Source organism: Paenibacillus sp. BC26, assembly GCF_900116125.1.
Classification (GTDB): domain Bacteria; phylum Bacillota; class Bacilli; order Paenibacillales; family Paenibacillaceae; genus Paenibacillus_Z; species Paenibacillus_Z lignilyticus.
The window spans coordinates 301,183-321,508 of the sequence record NZ_FPAD01000004.1; the positions used below are offsets into that span (position 1 = coordinate 301,183).

The 20,326-nt window shown below is 51.4% G+C and carries 16 protein-coding genes; 7 read left to right on the plus strand and 9 right to left on the minus strand.

Going from position 1 to position 20,326, the window contains the following annotated elements:
* The first annotated feature begins 225 nt into the window (after positions 1–225).
* Together BM412_RS24930 and BM412_RS24935 are read left to right on the plus strand one after the other, a co-directional pair.
* Positions 226–4,491 (plus strand): S8 family serine peptidase, encoded by a 4,266-nt coding sequence (locus BM412_RS24930; RefSeq protein ID WP_256256579.1) that lies wholly within the window; start codon positions 226–228, stop codon positions 4,489–4,491.
* A gap of 128 nt (positions 4,492–4,619) precedes the next feature.
* Positions 4,620–5,075: a hypothetical protein gene (locus BM412_RS24935; protein WP_143111699.1), complete on the plus strand. Its 456-nt coding sequence runs from the start codon at positions 4,620–4,622 to the stop codon at positions 5,073–5,075.
* A 1,087-nt stretch (positions 5,076–6,162) separates the two neighbouring features.
* Here the strand turns inward: BM412_RS24935 and BM412_RS24945 are convergent.
* Genes BM412_RS24945 through BM412_RS24955 form a run of 3 tightly spaced genes read right to left on the minus strand, consistent with a single transcriptional unit; the run spans position 6,163 to position 9,006 of the window.
* On the minus strand, positions 6,163–7,008 hold the full coding sequence (locus tag BM412_RS24945; protein ID WP_091224305.1) for a sugar phosphate isomerase/epimerase family protein: 846 nt from the start codon (positions 7,006–7,008) through the stop codon (positions 6,163–6,165).
* Between the two features lie 24 nt (positions 7,009–7,032).
* The gene (locus BM412_RS24950) at positions 7,033–7,914 is read right to left on the minus strand and encodes a sugar phosphate isomerase/epimerase family protein (RefSeq protein WP_091224307.1); all 882 of its coding nucleotides are present in this window, start codon (positions 7,912–7,914) and stop codon (positions 7,033–7,035) included.
* 21 nt (positions 7,915–7,935) lie between these two features.
* A complete protein-coding gene (locus BM412_RS24955; protein WP_091224309.1) occupies positions 7,936–9,006 on the minus strand; it encodes a Gfo/Idh/MocA family protein in 1,071 nt (356 codons plus the stop codon).
* Positions 9,007–9,087: 81 nt separating this feature from the next.
* Between BM412_RS24955 and BM412_RS24960 the strand changes: the two genes are divergently transcribed.
* Positions 9,088–9,945 (plus strand): helix-turn-helix domain-containing protein, encoded by an 858-nt coding sequence (locus BM412_RS24960; RefSeq protein ID WP_091224311.1) that lies wholly within the window; start codon positions 9,088–9,090, stop codon positions 9,943–9,945.
* Between the two features lie 69 nt (positions 9,946–10,014).
* On the opposite strand, the gene BM412_RS24965 is transcribed toward BM412_RS24960, so the two are convergent.
* Positions 10,015–10,602, minus strand: coding sequence for a guanylate kinase (locus BM412_RS24965; protein ID WP_091224313.1), 588 nt, complete (start codon positions 10,600–10,602; stop codon positions 10,015–10,017).
* Positions 10,603–10,890: 288 nt separating this feature from the next.
* Between BM412_RS24965 and BM412_RS24970 the strand changes: the two genes are divergently transcribed.
* The 4 genes from BM412_RS24970 to BM412_RS24985 all read left to right on the plus strand — a co-directional run bounded on the left by BM412_RS24970 (position 10,891) and on the right by BM412_RS24985 (position 14,424).
* On the plus strand, positions 10,891–11,724 hold the full coding sequence (locus BM412_RS24970) for a hypothetical protein (protein WP_091224315.1): 834 nt from the start codon (positions 10,891–10,893) through the stop codon (positions 11,722–11,724).
* Positions 11,725–11,825: 101 nt separating this feature from the next.
* Positions 11,826–13,118 (plus strand): glycoside hydrolase family 18 protein, encoded by a 1,293-nt coding sequence (locus BM412_RS24975; protein ID WP_091224317.1) that lies wholly within the window; start codon positions 11,826–11,828, stop codon positions 13,116–13,118.
* A gap of 294 nt (positions 13,119–13,412) precedes the next feature.
* Positions 13,413–13,640: a PspC domain-containing protein gene (locus BM412_RS24980; protein ID WP_091224319.1), complete on the plus strand. Its 228-nt coding sequence runs from the start codon at positions 13,413–13,415 to the stop codon at positions 13,638–13,640.
* 73 nt (positions 13,641–13,713) lie between these two features.
* Positions 13,714–14,424 carry a PspA/IM30 family protein gene (locus tag BM412_RS24985; protein ID WP_091224322.1) on the plus strand — a complete coding sequence of 237 codons (711 nt, stop codon included), beginning with the start codon at positions 13,714–13,716 and terminating at the stop codon, positions 14,422–14,424.
* A gap of 62 nt (positions 14,425–14,486) precedes the next feature.
* Here the strand turns inward: BM412_RS24985 and BM412_RS24990 are convergent, their stop codons facing one another.
* From BM412_RS24990 to BM412_RS25010, 5 genes are all read right to left on the minus strand, one after another.
* Positions 14,487–15,893, minus strand: a complete 1,407-nt coding sequence (locus tag BM412_RS24990; RefSeq protein ID WP_091224324.1) for an NTP transferase domain-containing protein — start codon at positions 15,891–15,893, stop codon at positions 14,487–14,489.
* A 23-nt stretch (positions 15,894–15,916) separates the two neighbouring features.
* Positions 15,917–17,065, minus strand: coding sequence for an ROK family protein (locus tag BM412_RS24995; protein ID WP_091224326.1), 1,149 nt, complete (start codon positions 17,063–17,065; stop codon positions 15,917–15,919).
* 71 nt (positions 17,066–17,136) lie between these two features.
* Entirely contained in the window at positions 17,137–17,991 is an 855-nt protein-coding gene (locus BM412_RS25000) for a carbohydrate ABC transporter permease (protein WP_091224328.1), read from the minus strand.
* A 21-nt stretch (positions 17,992–18,012) separates the two neighbouring features.
* Complete coding sequence (locus tag BM412_RS25005) at positions 18,013–18,894, minus strand: carbohydrate ABC transporter permease (protein WP_218163182.1); 882 nt, start codon at positions 18,892–18,894, stop codon at positions 18,013–18,015.
* Positions 18,895–19,000: 106 nt separating this feature from the next.
* Complete coding sequence (locus tag BM412_RS25010; RefSeq protein ID WP_091224330.1) at positions 19,001–20,317, minus strand: ABC transporter substrate-binding protein; 1,317 nt, start codon at positions 20,315–20,317, stop codon at positions 19,001–19,003.
* Positions 20,318–20,326: the final 9 nt, after the last annotated feature.

Below are 20,326 nucleotides of genomic sequence, written 5' to 3' on the forward strand. Positions count from 1 at the left end.
GAGAGACGCTATTTGTCATTAAAAAGACTGATCAAAACGACCTCAGTCAGCTTGTGCAGTACACTTCTCGCCACTCTACTCTTACAACAGGTCGCATCTGCACAATCGGTAACGCCCTCACCCAACACCTCCAACCTTTTCCACATTACCGGCCAGTTAGGAAATTTGCCAGCTACCCTCTCACCTAAGTCAACCAGCCCTAAGCCTGCTTTTATCTCACCTAATTTGCATACTGCCTCATCCGAAGTCACTCGTGTAATCGTTCAGCTTAGCAGTCAACCTACAGCCGCAGGCCAATACGCTGCAAAGTCAGGAATCAGCTCGCTGGCAGCCGAATCGTCGGAAAGCTCGCTTCGCGCTGAACAAACCGGCCTTATCAACACGGCGCTTAGCAAAGGCATTACTCTCAAAGTTAACTACCGCTTTAACACCGTATTGAACGGTCTCGAAGTATCCGTTCCTGCCAATCAAATTCCACAGCTGGCCAAGCTGCCGGGCGTGCTATCCATTTACGAGAATCGCACGTATACGAGCATTCCGGTTGTGGAGCCAGCTGCAACTGAAGAAGAAACGCCATACGATATCAACCCGATCCATCAAATCGGCGCTGATGCCGCTTGGGCGAAAGGCCTTTCCGGCAAAGGACTCAAAGTCGGCGTCATCGACACGGGTGTAGACTATTTGCATCCGGATTTAGCCGGAGCTTATAAAGGCGGTTATGACTCCGCCAACGGGGACGACGATCCTTATGAAGATTACGGTCCAGGGTTAGCAGTATCGGACCATGGGACTCATGTGTCCGGCACGATAGTCGGCAGAGCTGCCAATACAACCTCAAGTGTTGTGCAGAAGGGGATCGCGTACGAATCCGATCTGTATGTCTATAAAGTACTCTCCGCGGATGCCAGCGGTAATGCCTCCGGTTCAAGCGCAACCGTCATTGACGGTATCGAACGGGCTGTTAAGGACGGCATGGACGTCATCAACTTGTCTCTGGGGGCCGATGGCGACTTGGATCCGAACTCGCCGGATGCGATTGCCGTCAATAATGCCGTACTGGCCGGAACCGTTGTTGTTATTGCCAACGGCAACGCCGGTGATTATGGCTATTACACGATGGGAACGCCGGCAAGCTCGCAACTGGGCATCTCCGTCGGTGCTGCGGACAGCCCTGGAAGCCGTTTTGCTGCAGACGCTGTAAGCTCGTTAAGCAGCACTTCCTACGAGCTGCATGCCATGGGCTGGCGGACAGCCGAAGAAAATTTCGAAGAAACCCTTGGCGCGGCGCCGCTGGATGCGGTATATGTCGGCCTTGGTGCTGATGGAGATTATAATGGCAAGAATGTAGAAGGTAAAATAGTTGTGATTTCCCGAGGCACACTTGCATTCGTGGACAAAATCGCTATTGCCAAGAGTCACGGCGCCAAAGCAGCCGTTATTTTTAATGGCAATGCCAAGGCGGGTAAGCCTGCTGAAGCTGACCTCTCGGCATCTATTACTGATGGTGACGGCAATAGTCGCGATGGATTTATCGGAGAGCTTGGCTTCCTTGGAGACAGCTTCGATTTCATCCAAACCTACGATATGTCTGGAGCAGAGGGTCGCGCTTTTGCACAGGCTGTTCTCGATACTCCGGATACAGCGCTTACGCTGACATTCAGCGGATTTGAAAGTGCGATGGCAAGCGGTGACCACATGGTGTCTTTTAGCTCCAGAGGTCCGAACTCCGATGGTGTGTATGGGATAAAGCCGGATTTTGCCGCACCGGGCAATAGTATTATGTCTACATGGCCGGAATATGCCAAATATGATCCGGAAGCTTCCTATGAGGAAGCGTACAACCGCATCTCAGGGACAAGCATGGCAACGCCTCACGTCGCAGGACTTGCGCTGCTGTTGCTGCAAGAGCATCCGGATTGGAGTCCTTTCGACGTACGTGCTGCACTAGCTAACACGGCAGATACGCTCTACGATCAGGATGGCGTGCAGTATGATGTGTACACGCAAGGCGCAGGTCGTGTTAATGTCGCGCATGCGATTGAAACGCCTGCTTTGCTGCAGACGATTGACGAGCTGACGATCTATGACAAGAACCTTCAGCCGGTTCAAGTAACAAACTACGGTGATTCTGCTAGCTTTGGCTTGATGCAAGCAGGTGCCGCGGCCGCAACTGAACAGCTGCAGCTGAAGAACAGCTCGGATGAGGACGTGTCTTATCATGCTTCAATTAAGATGCACGAAGTGGACTCGTATCTCGATACGCCAGATCCAAGTGCTATTGATGTTCAGTTGACAGGATTAACGGACGGAGTGGTGAACGCGTCAGCTAATTCTTCGACGCCTTTTGCACTCACCCTTGCACCTCATGCGGATGCTGCCGAGGGGATTTATGAAGGCGAAGTGGTGCTTGAGAACGTTGAACACCCTGAATTTCCTGCCTTGCATCTTCCTTTTGTGGTACATGTGGGAGAGCAAAAACCTGATAACTGGTATGGTGTGCAAGATCTCGAGCTTTCTTCTAAGGTGATTTCACCTCCCTTTGAGGGCATTGACGGTGTGCCAGAGTCAATGAAGTTAAGCTTTGATTTACGAGCTCCAGATACTTATCAAGTGGATGTAAATGTCTATAATCTTGATGATCAATTTATTGGAATTTTGGGTAGGTACACCAATTCAGATGAAGAAGAGAACTTGTTTCCTATCGATCCGGATATCTATGAATTCACGCCGGCGCTGACCGCCACTTACAAGACTCTGGATGACAAGGGTGGCGATATCCTATTGGATGAGAACGGCAAGCCGATCACCGGCGAGCTTGCTGACGGCACTTACCGTTTGGAAGTATCAGCACTGGTGTTAGGCGAGGATGGACAGCCACTCCTGGATAAGGACGGTAACCATTATGCCTACACCTCTGTTACAACCTTTGCCGTTCACTCCTATGGAGCTCTCGTTCAAGCGGCTGCGGAGGATTTTGCAGCTACGATTTCGAACAAGACCGTCCTTGATCAAGCTGTACTGACGTTTCCGGTAAAAGAAGGTGTTACCTACCATGTTACGAAGAGCAGTGTGCCTTCGCTAATTGATGATGCAGGTGTTCTTAAAGCACAACCTAGCTCCACGACAACAGTAAATTTGACCGTCACGATTGCCTCTGAGATCATGCCAGATGTGAAGACCAGTAGAACGGTAACTGTTACTCTTGCGGGAATCGGCGGAGGAAGCAGTGGCGGAGGGTATTTTATTCCTAGCACCCCGACTATCCCAAATGATAGTCCAACGATCGCGAAACTGTTGGAGCAAGGACAACATGCCTCCTTCCTCAGTAGTTCCACTACTCAAACGGGATCATCCGTGAAAGTACTCGTTACGGATGATGAGCTGAAGAAAGCGTTAAATGAAGCTTCTCCTGCACCTGCGGCACTCGTCCTGAAAGTAAGTGTGGATGAGAAGCAGCAGGCAGTGCTGGAGCTGACACCTGCTCAATTGAAGCTGTTGGCTGGCGCAGCTGGCGGCAGCACGGTTATTTTGACAACAGGGGCATCGTCGATTGCACTTCCTACATCCCTGTTCGCGAATCTACCTGCTGATGCATCCATTCGTGTAACAATTGCAGCAGATGGAGCGGCTGCGGATACCTTCAAGAAGGAGTATCCCGGTGCTGTAATTGTAGGAACGCCGATCTCCTTCGAGGTGGATACTGTAACGGATAAAGGATCTACGCCACTCGCGGTGCCGATTACAACGTTGATTAAACGCAGCTTTACCGTGACTGGCAGCAGTGCTGTCGATCGACTTGGTGTATTATTCGAGGAGATTGGCAGCTACTTCCCTACTCCGGCCGCCTCTGAAACCCATTCAGATGGCACGGTTACGGTTGTAGTAAGCCGCCCTGGTCTATCCACTTATGCTGCAGCCTTCCGAAACACAGCATTCGCGGATATTAAGTACTCCTGGGCCCAATCGGCCATTCAAACCCTCGCGGATACGTTCCTGCTCAATGGCACAACGCCTACAACCTTCGCGCCGAAGCAGCAAGTGACGCGTGCCGAATTCGCCGTCATGCTCGCTCGCGCGCTTGGCCTGCAATCGTCTGACGCGAAGTCTGCTTTTGCCGATGTGCCTCAGGATGCGTGGTATGCCAATGGAGTAACCGCTGCCGTTGAGGCTGGATTGGTTAAAGGCGACAGTCAAGGACAGTACAAGCCGAATGCTCCAATAAGCAGACAGGATTTAACGGTCATTCTCGCTCGCGCGCTGAAGCTGCTTCAAGTACCCGCTCCAACGCTTCCTCCGCATACTGCGTATCACGATGAAGCCGATATCGCTGCGTATGCATCGGATAGTATTGAACTCGTGACGAACAGCGGTCTGATGAAGGGCATCGACCTGAATGGCGAAGCCCACTTCCAACCATCTGTAGCCGTCACTCGCGAAACCGCAGCAAGTGTCATTTACAACTTACTGCGTGAGGCAAAGCTGATTAACTAATAGTAAATTAGCCGTAACTACCTGCAGCGATGTTGAACTGCGCGGGAGTTACGGCTTTTTTATTGCGCTGACATCGTGCTGGCAACAATAAGAAAGGATTGTGCGTCAAAGGGATAGAGGTGAGAGTGATGAAGAATAGGTGGGTTTTGCTGGTCGTTTGCCTGCTGCTCGTTTCATTGTTTAGTATCGGCTGCTCAAGAGGAGGTTCATCGATGTCGGAAGCGAATTCGACTGAACCGCCGAATGCCTACATTATCGTCGATCAAGTGGAAATTCCGCTCATCAAAGGCTCCTACCAATGGAAAAATGCAATCGCAGACGCTCCGACTCCCGATATGCTGGTGCGGGATTCGAAGGTTTACATCGTTAATTCCGGATCAGCAGTAACGGTTTCTTTTCACAGCGGACCGGAGCCTACGGAAACCTGGGGCGGTCTTTGGGTTAATCAGAATTTCACGCCATTAACGAAACAAGACGGCAAGTTCCTCCTTCCCTCCGAACCCGGCCAATACATTTTCGTCGCGGGTGGAAAATGGACGGAAGGCGAGTGCAGCTACGCTACGATCCTCAAGGTCGTAGAGTGAGTCCAAGCAGCGGGGCGGCATCATTTGCTGCTTCTGTTTGTTTGATTATGTGTTGCTCCTAGTGCTACTCTTCCACCGTTTCCGCCACTTTCTCGCCGATGTGTTGCTCCTAGAGCTACTCTTCCACCAATTCTGCTTCTTTCTCGCCTATATGTTGCTCCTAGAGCTACTCTTCCACTGTTTCTGCCACTTTACCGCCGATGTGTTGCTCCTAAAGCTACTCTTCCACCGTTTCCGTCACTTTACCGCCAATGTGTTGCTCCTAGTGCTACTCTTTCACCAATTCTGCTTCTTTCTCGCCGATGTGTTGCTCCTAGTGCTACTCTTCCACTGTTTCTGCCACTTTACCGCCGATGTGTTGCTCCTAGCGCTACTCTTCCACCGTTTCCGTCACTTTACCGAAAATGTGTTGCTCCTAGTGCTACTCTTCCACTGTTTCAGTCACTTTACCGCCGATGTGTTGCTCCTAGTGCTACTCTTTCACCAATTCTGCCACTTTACCGCCGATGTGTTGCTCCTAGTGCTACTCTTCCACCAACTCTGCCACTTTACCGCCGATGTGTTGCTCCTAGTGCTACTCACTCCCACACTCAGCTACCTTTTCAACCTGTATTAGTATTGAGCGCCGGGTTTTCTAATTCTCAGCCACCAAACAGGAGGCTAACTGGAGGAATTGCATGCTGAGAAGCGGATTTTCCTACTCTCAGCTGCTTTTTCGTGTTGTTTTCGTGTTGAGAGTCGGTTTTTCCGACTTTCAGCTTCCGAACAGGGCGTTAGTTAGATAAATTGCATGCTGAGAAGCGGATTTCCCTACTCTCAGCTGCTTTTTCACGCTGTTTTTGAGCTGAGAGTCGGATTTTCCGACTCTCAGCTCCTGGCAGAAGCTAATTAAGCTGCAGGAGCGGAATAGCCGCAATCACAGACCGGAAACGGTTAGTTTGAATAACAAGTTGGCGGTTGGCATATGGCAGTTGGCAGTTGGCGGTATTATGGGGTGCGGGGTGCGGGGTTCACACGCCCAGCCAAAACAAACAAAAGAGCCCCAAGCCACCATGCACTTCCTCGCATGGTAACCCGGAGCTCCCTATTACTTCACAGAAGCAGCTTCGACCGCTTCCGCCAGCTTCTCTACCGCTCTGGCTGTGCCGCTCTTCTGCTCTTCCAGACCTTCGTACTCGACGCTCATCCAGCCGTCGTAGCCAACGCCCGCCAGCTTGCTGACGATCGAAGCGACGCCAACGTCGCCCTCGGTCGGCACGGTGCCAACGAACGGCTGGCCGCTAAGCGCGCGCAGCACGCCTTCCTTCTGATCTTCGCCCACGCGCGCGAAGTCCTTAGCATGCACGTGACGAATCAGCGGATGCAGCGCTTCGAACGCTTGCGCCGGCACATCGTCGACGAGCAAGAAATTGCCCATGTCGAAGGTGCTGCGCAGCGCCGGCGAACCAACCAAGGTGATGATATCCTGCACCTGCTCCGATTTCCCTGCGAAGATGCCGTGGTTCTCCAAGCAAAGCACAACGCCTTTGCTCTCTGCATAAGCAGCCCCTTTAGCCAGCCCTTCCACGATCCAGCCTTTAGCTTGCTCGTAGCTGATGCCTTCCTTGCGATCGCCCGCAAACACGCGAACGACCTCTGCGCCGAACTCGACGGCCATATCGACAGCCAAGATGATATCCTGCAGCTGTACCTCACGCTCTTCAGCCGTCGTTTTCACAAAATCATTGCAAGCTCCGAAACACGCCAGCTTAATGCCCGTACGAGCCAAAGCATCGTGAACCGCAGGCACGTCGCTCTCCTTATTCCAGAACACGCTGAGCAGCTCGACGCCTTGCGCGCCAACCGAAGCCGCGTAATCGATAAAGTCGGCGTTTTGCCAAGAACCGTCGTACAAATATTTATGGCAGCTCCATACACTAACCGCGATTTTCATCTTATATATCCTCCATTCAGCACCTTAGCGGTACTGTTTAATAAACTCGACCGCTCTGCGAATATCCAGCTCCGGCTTCGCGCCGACTTCGCGTTCGATGGTCAAATAGCCTGTATAACCAATGGACTGCAGGGCAGCAAAATAAGCGTCAAAATCGACAGCGCCTTCACCAAGCGGAAGCTCTTCGAAATCCAATCCGCCGGCAGCCATCTCCGCAATATGCTCGTGCGTCATTTTCTGATAACCAAGGAAGCCGTACACTTGGCGCGGATCGACAACACGCAGTCGTTTGCCATCCTTCACATGGGTATGCACGATATAATCCTTCAGCGTAATCACGCCTTGGACCGGATCATCGCCTGTCACCATGACCATATTCGCAGGGTCGAAGTTGACGGAAACGCCGTTCGTGCTAAGCGTATCCAGGAAGCTCTTCAGATGCGCAGCAGGTTCCGGGCCTGTCTCGATTGCGAAATATGCATTCAAACTCTTCGCATATTGGCCAAGCTCCTCGCAAGCCTGCTGCATCGCCGCATAGATCGCGCCGTTCTTATCATCCGGCACGATACCGATATGAGTCGTCACGATGTTGGTGCCGAGCTCGACAGCCAGATCGAGAATACGCTTGGACTGCTCGACTTTCTGCGGATTGGCTACAGCATCTTGGAAACCATGTCCGCCCAAATCGCCGCAAAGTGCGGAGATATCCAGCCCCAATCCGTCGATAAGCGAGCGCATCTCGCGTCTAGCGTTTGCATCCATATTGGCAGGATCCATCTCGCCGGATACCGCATAGATTTGCACGCCTTCCGCGCCAACTTCTTTTGCCTTCAACAATCCGTCGCGGACGCCAATACCGAAGCTGTCCACGATAACGCCTATTTTATTGGATAAATGAATCGTCATCGCTTCAATCAACCCTTCTGATTAAAAATGAATTTCGGTCCCTTTTGCCGCCGACTCATAGATCGCGCACAGCATGCGTGTCACTTCCACGCCATCTTGAACAGGGCTGAGTGTCTCTGTACGGCCGAGGCAGCTGTTGATGAAATGCCCGATTTCGCGTCCGAACGCATCGTTAAAATCAAATGTAGAGTGATCGACCTGCGGCGTCATATTCACGATCGTGTCGTGCTTCTCGCCCATAATAATAAGCGCCGGCTCCACTTCAGCTCCGCCTTGCTCGCCGAATAGCTTCACAGACAGTTCATCCTTCTGCGCATGCAGCGTGAAGCTGACATCGACCATCAAGGAAGCGCCGTTCTCGAAGCGGATAACGGCATTCGCCAGATCTTCCACATCGTTCTTCTCTGCATCGTAATCCGCGGCTTTATAGAAGCCCAGATTCTTAATATGCGAACGGTTGCCGAGCTTGCGGTACGTATTGCCGCTGACCGACTTCACCTTCGGTTTGCCCATGAGGTACCAGCAAATATCGATAATATGAACGCCAAGATCGATCAGCGGACCGCCGCCGGAGCGCTCGATATCGGAGAACCAGCCGCCCGGATTGCCGAGTCTGCGCAGGCAGGTTGCTTTGGCATAATAAATTTCGCCAAGATCGCCGGCATCGATAAAACGTTTCAGAACCTCAATGCTCGAAGCATAACGACGCACAAAACCGACCTGCAGCAATTTGCCCGTTGCTTCAACTGCCGCTTGTACCCGTTCCGCTTCTGCGACTGTTTTGCAAAGCGGCTTCTCGCACAATACATGTTTGCCCGCTTCCAACGCAGCAATCGTAATTTCAGCATGGGTGTTATTCCAAGTACAGATGCTTACGGCATCGATGCCGGGATCGGCAAGCAGCTCGCGATAATCGGTATAAATCTTAGAAGCGCCATACTTGTCCGCCGCTGCTTGAGCGCGCTCTTCATTCTTATCGCAAATCGCCACAAGGACAGCATCCTTATTAGCCGCGTAAGCTCCCAGATGCGCACCCGAAATCGAACCTGCACCAATTACACCTATATTGAGTTTCTTTTCAGCTGTTGTCATGATTTGATCAACCTTTCCCTTCTGTAATCGTTTTCGTTATAATGAGTTTACCTTGTTATGAAGGATGGGAGAATGCACACCATGCCAACCTACATGGACAATATGATCAGTCCGTTACCAATGCGCCTGTTCGACTGCATGGTTGATGTGAAGAAGCTGCGCGTGAAATCGCTGATGATTACGAATGCCGGCCATTTGCCCGGACGCACGTCCAGACGGGAAAACGCCGAATTCGATCGTTGGTCATTCGTATATATCGGAGCAGGACGAGGTTACTACCAAACCGATTCAGAAGAACGGCAAATCGTCGAAGCCGGATCGCTCTTCTGCTTGTACCCCGGCGCGGTGTTTCAATACGGTCCGGAGACGGACGGCTACTGGGACGAGTATTATTTTGCACTCGAAGGCGAGCGCATTGAAGAATGGCTTGCGAACTGGTACGAGCACCCGGAGCTCGTGAAATTCGTCGGAACCGACGAGAGCTTCCTGAGCAAAATCGAGCTCATCTTCCAGCTCATGGACAGCGCCGTTCCCGCCAATCAAGATCGGGCCGCGCTCGCGCTGGAATCGCTGCTCTTCGACATGTCGCTGCGCTTCAATCAGACGCAGACAAGCAGCCGCGCCTTATTCGTGCATAACCTGCTGGACGACTTGGCCGGCACGGTCTATCAGCCGCTCGACAGCACGGCGCTCGCGGCAAGACATCATATCTCGATTCCGACTTTACGACGAATCGTGCATGACTATACGGGCTATCCGCTTGGCGAATTTGTTCACCGGCTCAAAGTAGCCGAAGCCAAGAAGCTGCTCCTCAACACCGACAAAACCGTCATGGAAATCGCGTCGCTCCTGGGCTATTCGGACATGTTCTACTTTTCTCGCCTGTTCAAGAAGCTGACGGATACGGCACCGACGACCTATCGTTCCCGAATGGGGTAACCTACTGACGAACAAACGAAAACCCGCCCTTTCTCCGAAAGGGGCGGGTTTTATTTAAGCATCCTATCGTTAGTCGCGCTCTTCCAAATTACGTTCCAGATAACTCTCCAGCGTATTGGAAATTTCAAACACGGTATGCGCAAGATCGTAATTCTCGAAAGCGTGCTCGCACCGCGGCTGGTAGAGAATTGCTGTTTCATATTGATCCAGATTGGATTTGATAATGTCGGGGTCTATTCCTTCTTGCGCTTGCCTCTCCTGAACGGTTCGCCGATCTGCATAAATGAACAGCCGCACTACCCGCTCACCATACATATCCTTCAGCGCATGGGCACCTTCGTGATTCAAGATCAAATAGATGCTGCCGCCCTTCTTCAGGCTGTACGCAATGTCTTTGCCCCGTAAACCGTAGCGGTTCCCATTGACGGTAACGCTTTCAATAAAATCGCCGTCGGCATCGAATTGATCATACAGTTCAGGGGTGATGAAGTGATAATCCTGACCGTTCACTTCTCCCGAACGTGGTCTGCGTGTCGCATACGAGATTACCTTGGTAATACCGAGTGTTGTGCCTACACTGTCGGCAACTGTCTTGCGTCCGGAGCCGTCCGGTCCCGTAAATACGAAAATCAGCTCACGATCCTTCTGTTCACTCATCGTCACAGCCTCCTGAACTCTTGGATTGGTCTTATCCGTTCGGGGTGTAGCAGGGCGAATACTTCAGGCTTGGAATCTGTTATTTCATTATAGCTTAAACCAGTAAAATCCAGCAATCGTCGACTTCACAAACCGATTGACTTTTTCCGGCGGATGGGATACATTTTACAAAATAAACAAAATAAGTTCTCTTACGTTGGAAGCACCCGTAAGCAAAGGCGATCATGCCTTTCTTGCGGGTGTTTTTGCGTTTACAAGGGGAACCCGTCCAAGGAGGAGCTTATCGCTATGTTACATTCTATGATGAGAAAGCCGATTTCAGCCGTACTACTTGCTCTGCTCGCACTATTGCTCTCCATGCCAGCCAGCGTCTCCGCATCATCCGTGAAACTGACCGAATCTGCCCAGAGCAAGCTATCGAAGCAAATAACCGAAGCCGGCAGTTATGCCATGAGGCAGAATCTCACTGCTCAATTGCTGAGCTTAACGACTCTTCAGCAGAGGGAGGATTCGCTGGATACGGCGATCGCTTCCCTTCACTACTACAACGGCAATGCAATGACCGCTATCCGCGCGCGCATCAGCCAGATTGATGCCGCGAAGATCAGCAAGCTTACGCAGGACGTAGCTCAGACCAAAGAACGCTATAAACCGCTGTTTGCTATGTACACCTCGCTGAATACCCAAATTAAAGATGCCAAATTCCTCAAGCTGAAGCAGTTGGCTGCCTTACTCCAGATTCAAGCGGATCTGCTCAAGCCCTCCACCCAGCTTGCCCGTACGGAAATTCGCGTCAAAGAAGAGATGCTTAAGTCCGCAAAGGCTTCCACAGCCGCTACCATCAAGCATTTGCGCGCCAAGCTCGCCGAAACGGATCCTTTGCGCAGCCAGATTACATCGGTACAATCGGTCATTGCCGGCACGAAGAAGAACATCTCACCGGTCGTCAAAACCTTAAATGAAACGATAAAAGCAAACTCCCATGAAGGTACGCTCCAATCGCTGACCACGCTCGTATCCATTTCACGCACGATTGTGGAGCAGAAACAGCGAGTCGGCGCTTTCGAAACGCGTATTTCCGAAATCATCCGAGCAACCAATGCCGAAATTCCGACCAAATAACGGTTTCGGCCCTGACATGTGCGGCATTGGAACGGAATAGCATTGTAAGAGGTGAGTTCCGGCTTCTGCTTTCTTAAAGTTGAACTTGAGGAGGGTAAACAATGCAAATTCATGTCGTGCAGGCGGGGCAGACGCTTTACCGACTGTCACAGGCGTATGGGATACCCGTTTCGGATATTACTTCCGCTAATGAGATTTCGCCTAACGATACATTGGTTATCGGACAGGCACTGGTCATTCCGATTGTCGGACAATATTACTGGGTGCTTCCCGGGGATACACTAACGACTATCGCCGGCAAATTCGGCACTACGGCGGCCAAGCTCGCTTCCATTAACGACATCGGGATCAACAGTACGCTGCAGGTCGGCCATCGCCTCTATATTCCACCAATTCCGAGACGCAACGCTGTAATCAACGCTTATATTGATACGCGAGGGACGACGGTCTCCCCCGCGTTGACGGAGGCAGCACGTAATGCAGCCCCGCATCTGACCTATCTGGCACCATCCAGCTTCCGCATCCAGCGCGACGCTACACTTGCCTTGCCTCCGCTCGGCGATCTCGAATCCATCGCGCGGCGTAACCGCACAGCGATGATGATGACGATCACCAATTTGGAAGGCGATCAGTTCAGCGCGGAGCTCGGCCAGCTCATTCTGAACGATGCGGCACTGCAGAATAAGCTGATTGCCAACATTCTTGAAACAGCGAAACGTCTGAATTATAAGGACATCCACTTCGACCTGGAGCATCTCCGTCCGGAAGACAAGGAAGCCTACAATCAGTTTCTGCGCAAAGCTGTCGTACCGATCCACAAGGCCGGACTCACCATGTCCACGGCGCTCGCTCCCAAAACAAGCGCATCCCAACAAGGCGCTTGGTATTCCGCCCATGATTATAAAGCTCACGGGGAGATCGCTGACTTCATCATTATCATGACCTATGAGTGGGGCTACAGCGGCGGGCCGCCTATGCCCGTCTCTCCGATCGGCCCGGTTCGAACGGTGCTGGAATACGCCCTCACGGAAATCCCGGCGAACAAAATCGTCATGGGACAGAACTTGTACGGCTATGATTGGACACTGCCCTATGTGGCCGGCGGCGCCTATGCCAGAGCCCTCAGTCCGCAAGCGGCCATTGCCCTCGCGAGACAATTCAACGCTCAAATCTTATACGACTATACCGCTCAAGCGCCGCACTTCACTTATTGGGACGCGAATGGCAAAGAGCATAAGGTATGGTTTGAGGATGCCCGATCTATTCAAGCGAAATTCAATCTGCTTAAACAACTTAATTTGCGCGGCATTAGTTATTGGAAGCTCGGTCTTAGCTTCCCGCAGAACTGGTTGTTAATCGAAGATAATTTTAATGTCGTTAAACTGCTGCCTTAGCATCGCTGCGGTGGCGACCTAGTGGTGATTATGAGCACTCTGATTACAGCTTCGGCATTACACCGAGCTGGATACGGAGTGCTTATTTGTCGTTCCCGGCCGCCTAAGGTCGGAGGCGGCCCCCGACTTAAGGCCAGCATCAAGAACAGCCGCCAGACCGTTTCGAGGAAGGCCGTCCTATTTTAAACTAAGGATATGAGTTGAACGTTAACCCCTTAAGCCAGCAAATACCTTCACAATAGACGGCAATCCATTATCCACGACAACTACACAAACCTAAAGGAGATGTTTCACATGAAGAAGCTTTACCGCTCCACTTTGAACCGCAAATTGACCGGTCTATCCGGCGGTATTGGCGATTGGCTCGGCGTTGACCCGACCATCATCCGACTTGTTCTGATCGTATCCGGCGTATTTAGCCTCGGTACTACGCTGCTTGTCTACATTATCGCAAGCTTGCTTGTACCGAAAGCGCCATTCGAGGTCTTGTCCCCGGACAGCCACTTTCGCTTCCACGTTTAATTAATAAACGAACTGCACACCGTCATTAAGCCAGTTAGTCATTACAAAAACCAAAACTAGGAGATGTTCAACAATGGGATTGTTAAACCGCATTTTCAACCTTACACAAGCAGCTGCTAACGAATTGCTCGATAAGCTGGAAGATCCGGCAATGATGCTTAACCAATACGTACGCGGCATGCAAGAGGAGATCGCGACTGCACAGCAGGAGCTGTTCAAGCAAGAAGCGATGGTAAAAGGACTGCAACAGCAAGCTAATGAAGCTGCTGTCATGGCAGAACACAGCGAAGCTAAGGCACTCGACGCCATGAGAGCCGGCAATGAAGCAACGGCGCGCGAGGCATTGACCGCGAAGCTGCATTATACCGAGAAGGTGCAAGAATATACGCAGTGGATCGAGAAAGCGAAGCTTACGATCGCTGAATTGACACAGCGGCTAGAGAAAGCCCGCGCAGAACTGCCGCTGCTGCTCAAGAAACGTGAAGAGCTGCTGGCACGCATTCAGCAAACAGCAGCGAAGTCCCGCTCCGGCATGCCGAGCTTCAGCGTCGGCCGATCCAGCCTCGAAGGCGGATCCGCTTCCCGCGGCTTCCAGCGGATCGAAGAGAAAATCGCGCAATGGGAAGCCCAAGTGGCCATGTCCCGCCAACCATACGGCGCAGGTTATGGCGATTCATACGGCGCGCCTACAACAACGGCTGGTACAGCCGCTGGCGCACCGGCTAAAGATGCATTGATCAATGAGCAAATGGAACAGCTGCGCAGAAAGCTGCCAACGGAATAAGCGGCACTATAAATAAAAAGAACCTGATTTCGGCGCAAGCCGTCGTCAGGTTCTTTTCTTATCTACCAGCCGTATTTAGATGGACCCCACTCTTTGCGCACGAGATCCTGCTTCACATAGAGCAGGCTGCGGTTCGGCACATCTTCCTCCAGGATAACGCCGGAGCCAACGACACTGTAGACCCCAACCTTCACGCCGGGCATCAGAATCGCATTAACGCCGGTGCGGACGAAGTCGCCTAAATAAATCGCATTGCTGTGCTCGCGAGGTGTTTCCCTTCGTCCTTTGATACGATGCGAGGTGCTCCCATCGTCAAAACGCAGCGTGCCGCAAACGGTTGCTGCACCAAGATCGGTAGAGGTGCCAATGACACCGTAAAATTCCATGTAATGATACAAGTACACCGTATCGAAGATTACGCCGTCGAGCTCTGCGCAATGATTTACCACGCAGTGACTCCCCACAGTCGTGCCCTCGGAAAGAAAACAATAATTGCCGATGTACGTATCATTGCCGATCATATGGCTGCCCTTCAGTATCGCGCCATTCTCGATTGTCGTATGATCGCCAACAATTACGCTGCCTTCGATAATGACATTACGACCGATTTTGCTGCCTACACCAAGCTTCACGAATCCTTCTATAGAAGCACTTGGATCAATCGAGGCGCCTTCAGCCAACACATGGCCGGTCAGCTTCGCGCACTCTCGGCGAGCCACGATTTCATTGGCAAGCAGAATATGCCAAGGCTTGTCCAGATCAACAAATTCACCGATTGTCTCCACTGCACGGACCGCATAACCGTCATTCATGCAATCCAGCAACGACATTTCCAAATGTCCCTCAAGCGGTGGCATCATGCCGACCTGTACGCTTGTAAACAAACCGGAGTTGGTGCTTGCATAAGCCCAGAAATCCTTGCTGAATGCAAATGCACAGAAGCGGTGGCTATAGTCATCGCGCGGATGTCCCATAATATGCTCGACGTTGCCGTCCTCCAGCCTGCAGCATATCCAGTCTGAGGAAGGCTCTTGACCCAGCGGATGTACCAGCGCAGCGGCAGCTTCGGTTCCGGATCGCTGCTCGAACGAAGCGGCGAGCCGTTCCAGATCCGCCTGATCCACCAGCGTGTCACCATACAAGACGAGTATATCTTCATCCGCGCAAGCGCTGCGGGCAGCGCATAATGAGGTGGCCGTTCCTTGCGCCTTCTCGTCCGTAACGACGATAATGTCCATTCCCTGCTTCGAGGAGACGCTTGGACCGTGCTCCCGGAAGTAATTGCGTATCTGGCCGTGCAGTTTGCCCCCAACGATGATGACTTTACTATATCCGAGCGCCTTGAGTGACTCCACTTGATGCGCGATGAGCGGTTTCGTTGCAACCGGAATCATCGCCTTTGGCCGAATTTCGGCGAAGGGCCACATTTTCGTACCCGCTCCGGCCGCCAGAATTATCGCTGTTCTCATGCTGGCTTCTGTTCCCTTCACTCTTATAGATTGTCGATCCAGCGATCTCTCACGGCAATCGCCGCTCCGACGAGCGTGCTCTTCTCCTCATAGTTGGAGAACGTCAGTTTCAGACTATCGTATATGTCCTTATGCAGCCTATCTTTAAGCCGCTCCGATATTAATGCCATGAACGGTTCTCCGAACACATTGTACTGCCCTGCGATAATAATCATATGCGGGTCGAACAACCATGCGATATTGTTGAATGCCGTTGCCAGGCAGTCTGCCACACGGATCAATTCCTCGGCAACAATGGGATCTCCGTCTTGGAAACGTTCTACATAGCTTTTCTGCTGGGATATACCTGCAAGCGCATCCTTCTCTGTAATACGTCGAACGAACTCATTCCACGAAATCATTTGCTCCAGGTTTTGCCCGCTTCCATGCGCAATGACGATCTGTCCGATTTCACCGGCAAGGTGGTTTGCCCCTTCCGAGATTTCGTTCCAAGCCGCGCTTGCCCCGCCGACACCCTCGCCCAAATAAATAAAGAAAATCGATTTAGAGGCCGATTCCGGCACCCGCTGCAGCTCGGCCATCGCAGCCAGCTTCACATCGTGGTCGATAATAATCGGAAACTCCGGCAGATATCTCGAGAGCACCTGATGCAGGTTCACTTCGCCAAATGCCGGTATGAGACAGTTCACAACCATATCCTTCTCTTGATTGTACGGCCCGGGAGTGGAGACACCGATTCCAATCAGCTCATTCTCCGTCTGCAGCTGCTCAATCGTGCTAAGAATGTCTTTACAAAACTGCTCGATATTTTGAATATACGTCAGCTCGTTTTGATACGTGTACGAATAAGAACTTAATGTAACGAGCGATAAATCTTTAATGACATAATGAAAATGAATCGATGTAAAGTCGATGATGAGCATCTGCTTCTGATTGGGCGAGAATCTAAGCAGGTTCGGTTTCCTGCCCACCGTGCTTTTCTCATCCTTCGTTTCATCGGTGATCCCGACATTCACGAAATCCTCCACAATCGAGGAAACCGTCGCGGCGCTTAGGTTTGTCTTGCGCGCAAGCTCCAGACGAGTTGTAATATCGCTATGAATGAGTTCCTCAAATACAAGCTTACGGTTCTGAATTTTGACCGAGTTAATATTAACCAACTGCTTCTTCAATAGGACCACACTCTCAATCGGTTAAATAATCAATGTTTACATTCCAATATCCTATATTCTACCACTACATGCTACTTGAGTGAACCTTCCGTTAACCCGCTTACGATGTGGCGATGGAACAGCACATACACCACGATCATTGGAATGGTCACAATCGAGAGGGCCGAGAACAGTAAATGATAGTTTGTCATATAACGGGATGAGAACGCAAGCAATCCGGTCGGGATCGTTTTTAGTTTCTCGTTCTGAATATATAAGAGCGCCAGCAGAAACTCGTTCCAAGAATTAAGCGCCGAGAAAATCGCCACGCTCGACAATCCCGGCATCATAAGCGGCAGCATGACACGCGAGAAAATCGTAAAGTCGGTAGCGCCGTCCATACGGGAGGACTCCAGCAATTCCTTCGGCAGCGAATCGTTATGGGCCTTAAGCAGGAACACGGCAAGCGGCAAGCCCATTGCAACATAAGGAATAATAAGGGCAAGACGCGTGTCCTTCAGATTCAAATATTCGAAAATATAGTTTTGCGCAATGAAGTACGACTGCAGCGGCATGAACAGCCCGAGCACGAACATCGCCAGCAGCAGCCTGCTGCCCCTAAACTCCAGCTTGCTGAATGCGAAGGCAGCCAGTGCGGCGAAAATGAGAATGACGACGACCGTAATCGAAGTCGTAATCACGCTGTTCAGCGCGTAAATGCTCATTTTGCCGACCTTCCATGCCTGCACCCAGTTATTCAGATCAATCTTCTTCGGAAATGAGAACGGGGAGGAGAAGATCTGCCTGTTGGACTTGAAGGACGAAATGATCATCCAGTACATCGGATAGAAGAACAGCACCGATAATACAGTCATGGCGATATAATAGCCGGTCGCGAATACTTTATTTACAACGCTTGGTTTGCTCTTATATATAGTTGCACTCATGGAACAATCTCCTTTTTACGCCTAATATTCCAGCTTGCCTGCATCCTTTGGCTTCAACTTATTGAACAGAATTCCGATCAGCGTAATGACGATGGTCATCAGGACAGCCAGTGCGGAGCCATAACCGACATCGCCGTTCTTGAATACTACTTTTACCAAGTAAGTCGTAACGATTTCGGTTTTATTGTTCGGTCCGCCGTTCGTCATCACGTAGAACAAGTCAAACGCCTGGAAGCCGCCCAAGATACAGAGCAGGAGGCCCACTTCCACCAGATCCATTATCATCGGAATCTTGATGCGGAAGAAAACTTGCCATTCATTAGCGCCATCCAAATGTGCCGCCTCATAGACTTCCTTCGGAATGCGCTGGATCCCGGCATAGAAGATCGTCATGTAGAACCCTGCGGACACCCAGCCGGATACGACGGAAACGGCAATCATCGCCGTCTGCTTCTCTCCGAGCCATACATGCTGCCAGCTATCCAAACCTATCGAATGAAGCAGCGAGTTGACCAATCCGAAATCCGCATTATAGACGAAAGCCCACAGATACGACACGATGACCATGGGCAGCATCATCGGCGTGAAGAAAGCAACCCGGAACAGTCCGGTTCCGCGGAAATTCATCGTAATCAGTCCGGCAAGAGCAAGTCCGACCACGATCTCAAGCAGGATAGTCAGTAGAATGTACTCAAAGATGTGCACGTAAGACATTACATAGATATGATCTTGAAAAGCACGGACGTAGTTGTCGAAACCGGTGAAGGTCATGCTGCCATAACCTTTCCACTTAAAGAAGCTGAATGAGAACGTCAGAACAATCGGGATGAGCACCGCAAAGGCGAACATCAGTACAGCGGGAGCGATAAACAGATACGGAGCGATACGCCATTTCTTATTCAAATTCCGCAACCTCATTTCGAGTTTCGTTTGATTAAAGGGATGCATCGTTTCTCGCTTAGGCGCGATTCCCGAGTGCATCCCACATTTTGGCGAAGAGTTATTCAGCTTACTTTTTATCCGTCTTTAAATGTGCAATTTTTTTGTCTACCTCTGCGAGTGCCGCTTCCGGCGTGTTGTCGCCGCCCAATACTTGAGAGGTTGCGGAATTGAGCGCATCGGCGATCTCCAGGTTATAGCCCGTATCCGGCGGCGATACCAGCGAGGTCGCGTTCTTCAGCAAGTCGTTCAGCTTCACTGTTAGCGCGTCGGTCTTCGAAGGATCTACGGAGCCCTTCGCCATCGGCGTCACCCCGTTCTCAAGCAGCTTCGCGGAAGCTTCCGGAGAAACGTAGAGCTTCATGAAATCAATCGCAGCTTGCAGATGCTCGGTCTTCTTATTAATCATGTAGCCTGTTGCTACGCCGAGTACGCTGGATTGGTCTCCGGCACCGCCCGGCATGGAAGGAAGGTTAAAGAAGTCATAGTCGAAATCCGGCGCTTCTTCCAGCGCGGTCGATACGAACCAGCTCCCGATCGGATGCATCGCGGCTTGTCCGTTCATGAATAGCGTATCCGCTTCATTATCGGCAATCGCATTGGCGCTTTTATTCACGAGCTCGCCGTCGCGAAGCTCCTTAATGTAGTTCAGTGCCTTCACAAACTCAGGAGAATTGAACGGCTTGTTCAGCGTCATGGCATCGGCATAGGCTTGCTCGCCTACTACGCGCGAAATGATGTGCGCCATCCAGTTGCCGCCCGCCCACAGATCCTTGTTGCCTACGGCAATCGGCGTAATGTCGGCTGCTTGAATTTTCTTGGATACCTCGATGAACTCGTCCCACGTTTTAGGCGGCGTCAGCTTCAAGCTGCTGAAGATATCCTTGTTGTACCAAATGATGTTCGTCACGTCTGCATTACTCGGAATCATATACACCTTGTCATCGATCGTCATGCCGTTATAATCCGATGGCACGAAACGATCCTTCAGGCCATCCTGCTGGACGGCTTCCGTCAAATCCGCCGCGTAGCCTTCGTCATTGCGCATCTTGAGGCGCTGACCTGCCCATTCAAAATAAATATCCGGCGCATTATCGCTGTTCAGCAGGTTCGGCAGTCCAATCGTTTGATACATATCATCGTCTTGGAAGTTCAGGTCAACCGTGATATTCGGATGCGCCGCCTCATACTGGTCTTTAAGCTCGTTCCAGACTGCGATCAGCTTCTCGCCCGGAGAACCCATGGCAATGCGAAGGGTGAATTCTTCTGTGCCGGCAGCATTAGCGGCTTCATTGCCGCTCGTTCCTTTATCGTTTGCATTCCCACAGCCTGCCGCACCGGACAGAACAAGCATTGCCGCACTTAACGTCATCATCATTTTTTTCATCTTTGACAC

Coding starts and splice junctions, on each gene's coding strand:
- BM412_RS24960 (WP_091224311.1), top strand. CDS start 9,088: ATGCCAACCTACATGGACAATATGATCAGTCCGTTACCAATGCGCCTG.
- BM412_RS24935 (WP_143111699.1), top strand. CDS start 4,620: ATGAAGAATAGGTGGGTTTTGCTGGTCGTTTGCCTGCTGCTCGTTTCA.
- BM412_RS24985 (WP_091224322.1), top strand. CDS start 13,714: ATGGGATTGTTAAACCGCATTTTCAACCTTACACAAGCAGCTGCTAAC.
- BM412_RS24950 (WP_091224307.1), bottom strand. CDS start 7,914: ATGACGATTCATTTATCCAATAAAATAGGCGTTATCGTGGACAGCTTC.
- BM412_RS24990 (WP_091224324.1), bottom strand. CDS start 15,893: ATGAGAACAGCGATAATTCTGGCGGCCGGAGCGGGTACGAAAATGTGG.
- BM412_RS24980 (WP_091224319.1), top strand. CDS start 13,413: ATGAAGAAGCTTTACCGCTCCACTTTGAACCGCAAATTGACCGGTCTA.
- BM412_RS24965 (WP_091224313.1), bottom strand. CDS start 10,602: ATGAGTGAACAGAAGGATCGTGAGCTGATTTTCGTATTTACGGGACCG.
- BM412_RS24975 (WP_091224317.1), top strand. CDS start 11,826: ATGCAAATTCATGTCGTGCAGGCGGGGCAGACGCTTTACCGACTGTCA.
- BM412_RS25010 (WP_091224330.1), bottom strand. CDS start 20,317: ATGAAAAAAATGATGATGACGTTAAGTGCGGCAATGCTTGTTCTGTCC.
- BM412_RS24970 (WP_091224315.1), top strand. CDS start 10,891: ATGTTACATTCTATGATGAGAAAGCCGATTTCAGCCGTACTACTTGCT.
- BM412_RS24955 (WP_091224309.1), bottom strand. CDS start 9,006: ATGACAACAGCTGAAAAGAAACTCAATATAGGTGTAATTGGTGCAGGT.
- BM412_RS24945 (WP_091224305.1), bottom strand. CDS start 7,008: ATGAAAATCGCGGTTAGTGTATGGAGCTGCCATAAATATTTGTACGAC.
- BM412_RS25000 (WP_091224328.1), bottom strand. CDS start 17,991: ATGAGTGCAACTATATATAAGAGCAAACCAAGCGTTGTAAATAAAGTA.